Source organism: Anabaena azotica FACHB-119, from assembly GCF_014697625.1.
Classification (GTDB): Bacteria; Cyanobacteriota; Cyanobacteriia; order Cyanobacteriales; family Nostocaceae; genus Trichormus; species Trichormus azoticus_A.
This window is the reverse complement of record NZ_JACJSG010000008.1, coordinates 61,147-73,187: the sequence shown is the minus strand read 5'-3', so window position 1 is coordinate 73,187 and position 12,041 is coordinate 61,147. Positions and strand designations below refer to the sequence as shown.

General features: G+C 41.5%; 7 protein-coding genes. 6 read left to right on the top strand and 1 reads right to left on the bottom strand.

From position 1 onward, the window contains the following. Window positions 1–14: 14 nt before the first annotated feature. The 5 genes from H6G83_RS07495 to hemN all read left to right on the top strand — a co-directional run bounded on the left by H6G83_RS07495 (window position 15) and on the right by hemN (window position 5,972). A complete protein-coding gene (locus H6G83_RS07495; protein ID WP_190469292.1) occupies window positions 15–761 on the top strand; it encodes a cytochrome c biogenesis protein CcdA in 747 nt (248 codons plus the stop codon). Then, window positions 758–2,143: a cytochrome c biogenesis protein gene (locus H6G83_RS07490; RefSeq protein ID WP_190469287.1), complete on the top strand. Its 1,386-nt coding sequence runs from the start codon at window positions 758–760 to the stop codon at window positions 2,141–2,143. The genes H6G83_RS07495 and H6G83_RS07490 overlap by 4 nt, the downstream gene beginning before the upstream one ends. Window positions 2,144–2,586: 443 nt before the next feature. Further along, window positions 2,587–2,958 carry an endonuclease domain-containing protein gene (locus tag H6G83_RS07485; RefSeq protein WP_190469284.1) on the top strand — a complete coding sequence of 124 codons (372 nt, stop codon included), beginning with the start codon at window positions 2,587–2,589 and terminating at the stop codon, window positions 2,956–2,958. Between the two features lie 397 nt (window positions 2,959–3,355). After that, complete coding sequence (locus H6G83_RS07480; RefSeq protein WP_190469282.1) at window positions 3,356–4,069, top strand: biliverdin-producing heme oxygenase; 714 nt, start codon at window positions 3,356–3,358, stop codon at window positions 4,067–4,069. A gap of 520 nt (window positions 4,070–4,589) precedes the next feature. Beyond that, entirely contained in the window at window positions 4,590–5,972 is a 1,383-nt protein-coding gene (gene hemN, locus H6G83_RS07475; RefSeq protein WP_190469279.1) for an oxygen-independent coproporphyrinogen III oxidase, read from the top strand. A gap of 461 nt (window positions 5,973–6,433) precedes the next feature. On the opposite strand, the gene H6G83_RS07470 is transcribed toward hemN, so the two are convergent. Continuing rightward, window positions 6,434–8,374 carry an FAD-dependent oxidoreductase gene (locus tag H6G83_RS07470; RefSeq protein WP_190469276.1) on the bottom strand — a complete coding sequence of 647 codons (1,941 nt, stop codon included), beginning with the start codon at window positions 8,372–8,374 and terminating at the stop codon, window positions 6,434–6,436. Between the two features lie 790 nt (window positions 8,375–9,164). On the opposite strand from H6G83_RS07470, the gene H6G83_RS07465 reads away from it, so the two are divergent. Continuing rightward, complete coding sequence (locus tag H6G83_RS07465; RefSeq protein WP_190469273.1) at window positions 9,165–12,014, top strand: leucine-rich repeat domain-containing protein; 2,850 nt, start codon at window positions 9,165–9,167, stop codon at window positions 12,012–12,014. Window positions 12,015–12,041: the final 27 nt, after the last annotated feature.

Sequence of the window (12,041 nt, the reverse complement as noted above, 5' to 3'; positions counted from 1 at the left end):
CTCAGTGATAGCCTATGCTGGAGACTCTGCAAACACAAATTTATCAACTCGAACAATTCGCCAACACTCTGGTATCTGACCAACTAACTCACCTGAGTTTGCTGAGTATTGGTATCATTTTTGCCGCAGGGTTACTTACTAGTCTTACCCCCTGTATGCTTTCCATGCTACCAATTACCATTGGTTATATTGGTGGTTATGAAGCTAAAAATCGCTGGCAAGCTGCCGCCCAATCAACATGGTTTGCGTTAGGTTTAGCAACTACACTGGCAGGTTTAGGTATTATAGCCGCAGTGGTGGGCAAAGTCTACGGTCAAATAGGTATCGGTTTACCCATTATTGTCAGTATTATTGCCATCCTCATGGGGTTGAATTTATTAGAAGCATTACCTCTGCAATTCCCCTCCTTTGGTGGTACTGATTGGATTTCTCAAGATTTACCTTCCGGTGTGCGTTCTTACGCCATTGGTCTAACTTTCGGTTTGGTAGCCTCCCCTTGTAGCACACCAGTATTAGCCAGTATCCTGGGTTGGGTGGCGAGTACACAAGATTTGATTTTAGGTGCTGTGTTGTTAATTTCTTATACAGCCGGCTATGTAACTCCCCTGATTTTGGCAGGTACTTTCACCGCCTCAATTAAAAAGTTACTAGAATTGCGTCGCTGGTCTGGTTGGATTAATCCAGTTAGCGGTGCATTATTAGTAGGATTTGGTGTATTTTCTCTCATTTCTCGCATTCCCTTGACAGTTTTTAAGCAATGACTATAGATAATTCAGCTTCCACAACATCCCCTTGGTGGTCAGTACCGGGAAGAGTTTTGCGGCGAGAGTTTTTACCTGTACTGACAGATTTACGTCTAGCGATCGCACTTCTACTAATCATCGCTCTTTTCAGTGTCACTGGCACTGTCATTGAGCAAGGACAATCACCAGCATTCTATCAAGCAAACTACCCAGAACACCCAGCCTTATTTGGTTTTCTCACTTGGAAGGTAATTCAAGTAGTTGGTTTAGATCATGTTTATCGAACATGGTGGTTTTTATCATTACTAGTTTTATTTGGAACTAGCCTCACTGCTTGTACTTTCACCCGTCAATTACCAGCCTTAAAAGCCGCCCAACGCTGGAAATATTACGAAGAACCAAGACAATTTCAAAAACTCGCTTTAAGTGCAGAACTAGAAACTGGTTCTGTAGATTCTCTTACCCAATTATTACAAAACCGTCGTTATAAAATCTTTCAAGAAAAAGATGATATTCTCTACGCCCGTAAGGGAATAGTTGGACGTATCGGCCCGATTATCGTGCATATAGGTATTGTCACCATCCTTTTGGGGGGAATATGGGGGGCAATGACTGGATTTGTCGCCCAAGAAATGGTTCCCAGTGGCGATACTTTCCAGGTGACAAATATTATCGATGCTGGGCCTTTAGCAGCCGCCCAATTCCCCAGAGATTGGTCTGTAAAGGTCAATCGTTTTTGGATTGACTACACACCCAAAGGTGGGATTGACCAATTTTATTCAGATATGTCAGTTTTGGATAAAGCAGGCAAAGAAGTTGACCACAAAAAGATTTTTGTTAATCAACCTCTGCGTTATCATGGCGTAACTTTTTACCAAACTGATTGGGGTATTTCTGCTGTTCGTGTCCGCGTCAACAACAGCCCCATCTTTCAGCTACCGATGGCGCTTTTAAATACCAAAGGTCAAGGGCGTATCTGGGGAACTTGGATACCGACAAAACCTGATTTGAGTGAAGGCGTTTCTCTGTTAGCTAAAGACTTACAAGGTATGGTATTAATTTACGATGCTAAGGGTAAGTTGGTTGATACTGTCCGTAATGGAATGTCTACTCAAGTTAACGGTGTTACCCTGAAAATTTTAGATGTGGTGGGTAGCACTGGTTTACAAATCAAAGCCGACCCAGGCATACCAATTGTTTACACAGGCTTTGGTATTTTGATGTTGGGTGTGGTGATGAGTTACTTTTCACACTCGCAAATCTGGGCATTACAAAAAGGCGATCGCTTATATATTGGCGGTAAAACCAACCGCGCCCAAGTCGCTTTTGAACAAGAAGTTTTAGATATTTTAGAAAACCTCAGTTCACAGTCTGTACAAACCACTAGCCAACAGTCCTAGTCCCCCCTTCCCTAAAACAATTCCTGTCCTTTATTCCCCTCCAGGGAGGGGTTAGGGGTGGGTTAAATATCCCATCCCTAAAACAATCCCACTCTCTTTTTCCCCTCCAGGGAGGGGTTAGGGGCTTTCAAGGGCAGGTTTTTAAACCTTCGATAAATAGTTGAGAATATTCTCAATTATGAAACGTAGTTTTAACTGTTCAGACAATAATTTTGGTTTTAAAAGCCCAAAAATTTGTCTAATAAAAAAAGCCTGCCCTTGAAAGGGGGTTAGGGGTGGGTTAAATATCCCATCCCTGAAACAATTTAACTCTCTTTTTCCCCTCCAGGGAGGAGTTAGGGGTGGGTTAAATATCCCATCCCTGAAACAATTTAACTCTCTTTTTCCCCTCCAGGGAGGGGTTAGGGGTGGGTTAAATATCCCATTAGCACCTTTAAAAACCCATGCCAAATAAGATTATTCCCTACAATCCACTCTTAAAAGAGAAAGCTAAACAACTTCGCCAAAACATGACCCCAGGGGAAATAACTCTTTGGAAATATCTTAAAGATAAGCAAATGTGTGGTTATGATTTTGATCGCCAACGTCCTATCGATCAATTTATTGTGGACTTTTATTGTAAAGAGTTGATGTTGGCAATTGAGGTTGACGGCTATTGTCATGATAGTCAAGAAGCACAAGAGCGCGACATGGAAAGACAAGCGCGTTTAGAAGCTTTGGGAGTGAGATTTTTGCGCTTTCGTGAAGAGGATGTTTGCCGTGAGGTAGAGGGGGTTTTGGCGGTGATTGAGGAGTGGATTAAAACCCACCCCTAACCCCTCCCTGGAGGGGAATTTGGACAGTCTTAGTCTCTCACAGGGGGATTGAAACCCACCCCTAACCCCTCCCTGGAGGGGAATTTGGACAGTTTTAGTCTCTCATGAAGTAAAATAGACACCCTTAGCCCGTCTCCCCTATAGTTTTGTGTCGTCAAATTAAGACAAATATAAAAAATTATTAATAGCCGTATAGTTATAAAGACATTAATAGTTAAATGGTTTTGGGGCTAAAAACAGTCTGAATCTATATGAGCAGTGGTAATTGCTAGATAGATTCATACAACTCCTCTCTACATCCAGAACAAAAATCCTCAGAACTCTGGTATTGACCGTAAATTGACGGCCTTGGTAGTGGCTGTCTAAAATCTGGCGCTTGAATAACAAGGAAGCAAAAATGAGTAGCAATCTAGCCATTAAACTGCGCTCTGGCACTCAAAAAGCACACACAGCAGCAGAAAACGTGGGATTCATGAAGTGTTTTTTGAAAGGTGTGGTAGATAGAGAAAGTTTCGCCAAATTTTTAAGCAACTTGTATTTTGTATACACTGAACTAGAAGCAGCTATCAAAAGTCATGTAAATAATCCGGCGATCGCACCAATTTATTTTCCCGAACTAAATCGCCAAACCTCCTTAGAAAAGGACATGATGTTTTATTATGGCCATGACTGGCGCAACCTGATTTCACCCTCACCTAGCGCCCAAACTTATATCAAGCATATTCGAGAACTTGCCGCCACCGCACCTGCATTATTAATTGGTCATACCTACACCCGCTACATGGGCGACCTTTCCGGCGGTCAGATGTTACAAAAAGTTGCTCAGTCAACCCTCAAGCTATCTGGCTATGAGGGTACATCTTTTTATAACTTCGAGCAAATCCCCGACAAAAAAGCATTTAAAGACAAGTATCGACAAGCATTAGACTCTATACCAGTTGATGAAGCCACGGCTGATAAAATTGTTACCGAAGCCGTTAGTGCATTCCAATTCAATATGCAAATGGCTAAAGACTTAGAAGCCAATTTAATTAAAGCTTTGGGTCAAGCAGTATTTAATAACTTGACTAACACCCATAACCCAGGTAGCACTGAAGCGCCTGTAATGTGAGAGGTTAGGGGTTAGGGGAATGGGGGGAGATGTGGTTCGACTGCGCTCACCAACCGGGAGATGGGGGAGATGAGAGAGAAATTATTAACTTTACCCTTTCCCCTTTACCCTTTCCCCTTTACCCTTTCCCCTTTCCCCAGTCCCCAATCCCGCATTTGTTCACTCAACACATCATGCGCTGGCTTTGATATCTACACTAAAAAGCAGCTAGAAAATCAGGCTTGTCTTGGCAATTTGCGGTGCTTCAAAAAAACAAATTGCTTGTTCCCTACACCTATATAACCAACCACTAGTTAGTTATGACGGAAATCAAAATATCATTTGCCGAAAATTCAACAAGATAATACAGCCGATTGCAGGTGAATAAGGTAAAAATTTTCTGTAAAAACAGAATTTCCACCCTGTTCCCTGTCCCCTGCTATAAATAAGCGTTGTTGAATTTTGTAGCCAGATTTCTAAGGTATTTTGAGTCCCTTGTAGCGACACTAAGGGGTGTGGTTGCAGTACCTTGGAGGTTTTGATGGTTTTTGTATCCCCTGGTGTCAAGTTTGATCTAGACATGATCAAAAAATATGATACTCCTGCACCTAGATATACGAGTTACCCACCCGCTACACAGTTAAGTGAAGGATGTACCGCCGCCGACTATCAAAGTGCGATCGCCGCTTCTAATCAACGTGAATCACCGCTATCTTTGTATTTCCACATTCCTTTTTGTCAAAGTTCTTGTTACTTTTGCGGCTGTAATACGGTAATTTCTAACAACAAGAATATTGCCAAACCCTACTTAGAGCATCTGGTAAAAGAAATCAAGCATACAGCTAACTTGATTAATGTTGATAGAAAAGTTTTGCAAGTTCATTGGGGTGGTGGTACACCTAATTATTTAGAACCTCAGCAAGTACAATTCTTGTGGCAGAATATCACCAGTCATTTCCAAATTGACCCACAAGCAGAAGTTTCCATTGAAATTAACCCGCGCTACGTTGATCAAGAATACATTTTCTTTTTACGCGATATTGGCTTTAATCGCATCAGTTTTGGCATTCAAGATTTTAATCCCCAAGTGCAGGTAGCTGTTAACCGCATCCAACCAGAAGAGATGTTATTTAATGTGATGAGTTGGATTAAAGCGGCTGAATTTGACAGTGTAAATGTAGATTTGATTTATGGTTTACCCCATCAAAACTTACAAACTTTTCGGGAAACTGTGAAGAAAACCGTGGCGTTAGATCCCGACAGGATTGTAGTTTTTAATTTTGCCTACGTCCCTTGGTTGAAACCAGCACAGAAAAATATTCCTGTGGAAGCATTGCCAGAGCCACAGGAAAAGTTAGAAATTTTGAAAATGACTATTGAAGAACTGACTAATAGTCAGTATCTATTTATTGGCATGGATCATTTTGCCAAACCTAACGATGAATTAGCGATCGCTCAACGTAATCGCACCCTACAACGTAACTTCCAAGGCTACACCACCCACGCAGGTACAGAACTCTTAGGCTTTGGTGCAACATCTATTAGTATGCTGCATGATACTTATGTGCAAAATCATAAGCAGTTAAAAGAGTATTACCAAGCAGTAGCAAGCAATAATTTACCTATTAGTAAAGGTATCAAACTCACCAGCGATGATATTCTCAGGCGAGACGTGATTATGTGCATCATGTCTAACTTTTATCTGCATAAACCAGAAATTGAAGAAAAGTATCATATCAATTTTGATGAGTATTTTGCACAGGAATTAGACGCATTAAAACCACTTGAAGCTGATGGTTTAGTTAATCTTGCAAGCAAACATATTCAAGTCACAGAAATTGGTAGATTGTTAGTTAGAAATATTGCTGTTGTCTTTGATATTTATCATCATGTGCAAGACAAGCAATTCTCTCGAACTATCTAAAAATTTAGGTAGGGTGTGTTACGGCTGTGTAAGGAATTTATGAGTTTGTGAAAGTAAATATTAGCCGTAACGCACCATATTTATTGGTGCGTTAACGTGAGTTCGACAAGCGTTGTTTTGACCTCACCCCCAACCCCTCTCCTGACGGAGACGCTACGCGAACGCCTTTTAGGAGCGAAAAGTCTGAGCGGAGGTTTCCTCCGATCAGAACTTTTCAAGAGAGAGGGAGGTTGGGAGGGAGAGGTTCATCGAACTCACGTTGGCGTTACGCTTCGCCATAACGCACCCTACTGGACTGGCAAGGCTAAAATGTGGCAATAGGTTTGGATAAATTTGAACGCAGATGAACGCAGATGAACGCAGATGAACAAGATGATAGATTTTTCGCTAATGCACAAGTTTAGGCTTGCCACGCCACTACTAAACTGTACCCTGTCCCCTGTCCCCTGTCCCCTAATCTGCTAAATTTGCAACAACCCCTCTGGATTCACTGAAAGAAGCGATCGCCTCTGCAAAGCTTCGCGGTGTAAAATTTCATTGGCTGCTAATAAACCACTACTAACAGCCCTTTCCATTAAACCGCAAGGGAAAGGCATTTTTACCCAGTCACCAGCAAACACCAAGTTAGATATATTGGTACTTGTTTCGGGACGTTCACCATAACTATTTGGTGGATAACCAGAAAAATTATGTTGATTTACCAATTCCCGATGCAGTAGTTTGGCTTGTTTCAACTTAGGAACTATATCATATAATTCCGTTTCAAAGGTAGTTAGTAAAGCCTCTTGAGTGGGAAATTCTTTCTCTTTATAACAGTAAGCGTGTAACTCTACCACACTACCACCAGTGCGTTGTGACCAGTCGATAAATTGCTGCTGAATGCGATGATATAAAGTGATGCTGTCGGTTAAACGGTAGCCGGATAAGGAAGTAAAATTACTTTGTTCCCACTCAAAATCTTGGTCAAACCAAAAACGACAAACAGCAAAAGGATCAGCAATACTTAATTTTTCCACTTGCGATCGCACTATCGGATCTATATCTCCATTAATTTGCTTAAATAATTGTTGCACCCCAGGCACATCAGTAGCAAATACATAATAATCTGCACTAATTGTCTCTGGTAAAGGCGCATCATTAGTTGCAGCTACCAGTTGTAACTCTTCGTTTTGTTTCTGCACAACTTGCAACTTTTGTAAATTGCGCTTGGCTGGGCCTTTTAACACTTTACCATCAGCCGCAAACTCAGCCCCATGACAAGGGCAACGGAAGTTACCATTTGCCGCTTTTTTGACAGTACATCCTTGATGAGTACAAGTTAAAGAAATTGCTGTATCACTACCAGATTCTACAGCAAATACTTCATCGGCTGCACCAAAATATGCTGTTTTTTCGTCGGTAATAATTGAGTTACGTTTTACCCAAAAAGGTACATTGTTTTGGTTACTGCCAACATAATATTTTAAACCTTTTATTCTGCCATCTTCAGCGATAATTTCGCTGACTGTAGCATCAGTGATAATTTTACCACCGTTATTTTTCACATTCTTGGCAATGGGTTGGACTAAACTTGTCCCCATATCATCTTTTGTACCATTAAAAGCTAGCCCTTCTGGGTTGCCAAAAAAGTAAAAATGGAAGAATTGCATGAGTTCTCCCACACTCATAACATCGGGTGCATTCAAGCTAGATTTAGCAAAGGGGAGAAAATACAAGTCATATAAACCTTGAGGAAATTCTGTTTTCACCCAGTCAGCAACAGATATATTGTCATAGCGCTGATAGTTTTTTTCGCGCTGAAAACCTGTGATGGCTTGAAATACTTGTAAGTGCTTGATTTTGGTTAAATTAATCCCCCATTGGAAGCGGTTGGGAGAAGCGATCGCTAAATCTATAATATTCCAAGGGAAAGCTGAATGGCTAGGACGAAATACTTCTGGTTTGTACTTGTCCCCACGATAAACCACTGAATAAAAGTTGAGTGATTGGAAATTCTCTTTAATTCCCAATTCTGCCACTATACTTTTTAAGTTGTAGTATTGCGGGAAAAAACCATGAAAGCCATGTTCCATCCTGAAAGTTTCGCCAACAGCCTCTATTTGCCAACTGGCAATTTTTCCCCCTAGTTGTGGTGATTTTTCTACCAGTGTAACAGCAAATCCCCGTTGACTCAATTCATACGCACAAGCTAAACCCGCTAAACCACCCCCAATGACTACGACACTTTTTTCTTGATTCAGTAACCGGGGCAAATCCAAGGTATCTTTTTGAAATACAGTTGGTTTTGGCTTGCTAAATCTAGAGTATCCTGTTACTCCAGTAATTGCACCAACTCCAAACACCTTAAGTAACGTGCGGCGCGAAACATTGGTAGATTCTGGCAAATTAGGTAATAGACTCATTGGTTACAAAAATAACTCTTCAGAATGGGAAAATAACGTAAAACTATAGCGTTGAATCAGTAAATTTTGGGGTATTTTTCCCTAATCAATGTTAATACTAAACCCAATTATTTTGTCAGAATCAAAAAAAATGTCAATGGCTTAGAGGATCTTTGGCAAAGTGCAAAGTATACCAGTTGCCTTAGAGGTTGTTTGGAAAGATGCAAAATATACTTAAGACCCCTCTCCAAACCTCTCCCCGACGCGGGGAGAGGCTTTAAAACCCCCATTCCCTTGTAGGGAAGGCAGGGTGGTTTCATACAATCAGAGAAAAAAACTCGTCTTTTTCAAAGCCTTTCCCCCCGTGGGGGAGCCAGTTGCGTGGGCGGGTTTCCCGACTTGAGCTTGCCTGGCGTGAGAGGTTTGGAGAGAGGGCAAAATCTCTGCTACAACACCAGAAATCAGAACTGATAAATTTTTCTTTTTTTGTATGAAACCACCCTGCTATTCCCTTGTAGGGAAGGGGGGTAGGGGGGTTAGGTCTTTAAGATTTTGATGTCAGCAATAATACTTTTCAAACAACCTCTCAGAGGTTGTTTGGAAAGTCACGATTATCGCTCATTTTTCCCAACTAAACTTATCTGTTTTTAAGCGCAACTTTCCTGTGTAGAACTTGAATTATTGAGATATTCAACATCGCGCTAACGCCACCGCTAATATACGCTAAATTATTCAATAACTCTATCTCTTGCTGGTGTAAATACGCACCATCATCTGTGCCTCAGACATCAACTGGCTGGGAACCCTACCTATGACCAACGAAGAACTGCTGCAAATCATCAGACAAGCCGCCAGAGACAACGCCACAATATTAGACTTTTCTGGCAAAGGCTTGACAAAGCTGCCAGCAGAGATTGGACAACTTTCCAACCTCAGCCAACTTAACCTCAGAGACAATCAACTGACAAAGCTGCCAGCAGAGATTGGACAACTTTCCAACCTCAGCCAACTTAACCTCAGAGACAATCAACTGACAATGCTACCAGCAGTGATTAGTCAACTTACCAACCTCAGCGTGCTTTCCCTAGGTGAAAATCAACTGACAACGCTGCCAGCAGAGATTGGTCAACTTTCCAAGCTCCGCCAGCTTTACCTCAGTCACAATCAACTGACAACGCTGCCAGCAGTGATTAGTCAACTTACCAACCTCAGCGTGCTTTCCCTTAGTGAAAATCAACTGACAATGCTGCCAGCAGAGATTGGTCAACTTACCAACCTCAGCCTGCTTGACCTCAGAAACAATCAATTGACAACGCTGCCAGCAGAGATTGGTCAACTTACCAACCTCAGCCTGCTTGACCTCGGTGGCAATCAACTGACAACGCTGCCAGCAGTGATTGGTCAACTTACCAACCTCAGCCTGCTTGACCTCAGTGGCAATCAACTGACAACGCTGCCAGCAGTGATTAGTGAACTTTCCAAGCTCCGCCAGCTTTACCTCAGTGAAAATCAACTGACAACGCTGCCAGCAGTGATTAGTGAACTTTCCAAGCTCCGCCAGCTTTACCTCAGTGAAAATCAACTGACAACGCTGCCAGCAGTGATTGGTCAACTTACCAATTTAGAAACCCTGGATATCAGAAATAATCAATTGATGAATCTACCGTCGCAAATACAGCTACTAACTAAACTCAAAAAGTTAGATTTGCGCGGTGATGGTAATGCTAACTTGCAGATACCACCGGAAATTTTAGGAAGTTCACGTAATAGCTTAGATGAACCATCCAAGATTCTCAACTACTATTTCTCTCTGCAAGCGGAGGAGAAACAGCCCCTCAATGAAGCTAAGGTATTGCTGGTAGGACAAGGCAGTGTAGGCAAAACCTCTCTTGTTAAACGACTGATTGAAAATAGTTACGACTCCCAAGAGCGCAAAACTGAAGGTATCAATATTAAAAACTGGCAGATTTCCGTCAATGACCAGTCTATTCGTCTCAATATGTGGGACTTTGGCGGACAGGAAATTATGCACGCCACTCATCAGTTTTTTCTGACCAAACGTAGCCTTTACCTGTTAGTAATTGATGCCCGGATAGATGAACGGCAAAATGAACTGGAATACTGGCTACAGATGATTCAAAGTTTTGGTGGCGATTCCCCTATCATTATTGTTGGTAATAAGATTGACCAACATCCCCTCGACCTCGACCAAGCTGGACTACGTAAAAAATACCATAACATTAAAGATATTGTCCCTGTCTCTTGTCAAGATGGGAGAGGACTGAACGAATTGCAGTCAGTCATCACTCAACAAATTGCTGATTTAGAAAATATTCACGATCCACTGCCCAAAAGCTGGTTTCAAGTTAAAACCCACCTAGAACAACTAAAAAAAGATTATATTCCCTACAGTGAGTACGAAAAGTTGTGTCAGGATGAAAAAATTGCTAATACTACTAGTCAAATTACCCTAATTGAACTTCTACATAAACTGGGTATTATTCTTAATTTTCATGATGAGCCTCGTTTAGCAGAGATGGGAGTCTTAAATCCAGAATGGGTGACAAACGCTGTCTATAAAATTCTCAACGATAATCGACTTCTAACTAAGTGTCAAGGCATGATGGATAGTGCTGAACTAAACCGTATTCTTAATGACCCCCGCTATCCCCAAAATAAGCAATTGTTCATCGTCGATATGATGCAGAAATTTGAACTTTGTTTTCCCTTGGAGGATGGTAGATTTCTCATCCCCGACTTGCTACCCAAGGAAGAACTCGATACAGGGAATTGGGAAGATGTCTTAGCATTCCAATATCATTACAATGTATTGCCCACCAGTATTATCTCTCGCTTTATTGTGCGGATGCACCATCACAGTTATCAAAGGACTTGGTGGCGTAGTGGTATTGTTTTGAGATATCAAAGCAACCGTGCGTTAATCAAAAGTGATAGAGAAGACCGAAAAATTTTCATCTCCATTGATGGTTCCCTTTCTACAAGACGAGAACTATTAGCAATGATTCGTTCTCAGTTTGATGCTATTCACCAAACAATCAAAGGCTTAGATGCAAAAGAGAAAGTACCTCTTCCCAACCAACCAAATATAGTGGTGGACTATGAATATTTGCGAAAACTAGAAGATTTAGGGGAAACTAGCTTCATTCCCCCCGGCCCGAACTCGCAAAAAATCAGCGTCAAAGAACTTTTAGATGGCATAGAATCAGCAGCAGAGCGAGAACGACGACGTAAACCCCATACCCCGGAAAATTCTATGAGCGAACCACCACCAGAACCACCCAAACCATCGCCACAAAACTCACCTGCTGAACGAGGTATAGCGCTGGGTATGGCTTTAGTAGTTTTAATGCTATTTGTCTTCATAGTCATCTTTCTTGTCAGACAAAGTAGCACTTCAGGACAGAATCTTTTATTGCCATTGGTTAGGCTATTAGCAGCCGTGTTTGCTGGGATTATAGGTTATTTAGTTACAGGAAACCTTGGTTTAGAGGCACACGTACCTTTTAGTAAAACTCATATTAGAGCCACAGGAGCTTTTGCTGCATTTATTGTTGTATTACTTCTATTCTTTTATGGTATTCCGGCATCTGAAAATCCAACTCCGCCTAAACCTGTTTCATATTTTGGGCGGTTGATGTAGCAATACTATTTGATTTATGAAAATCAG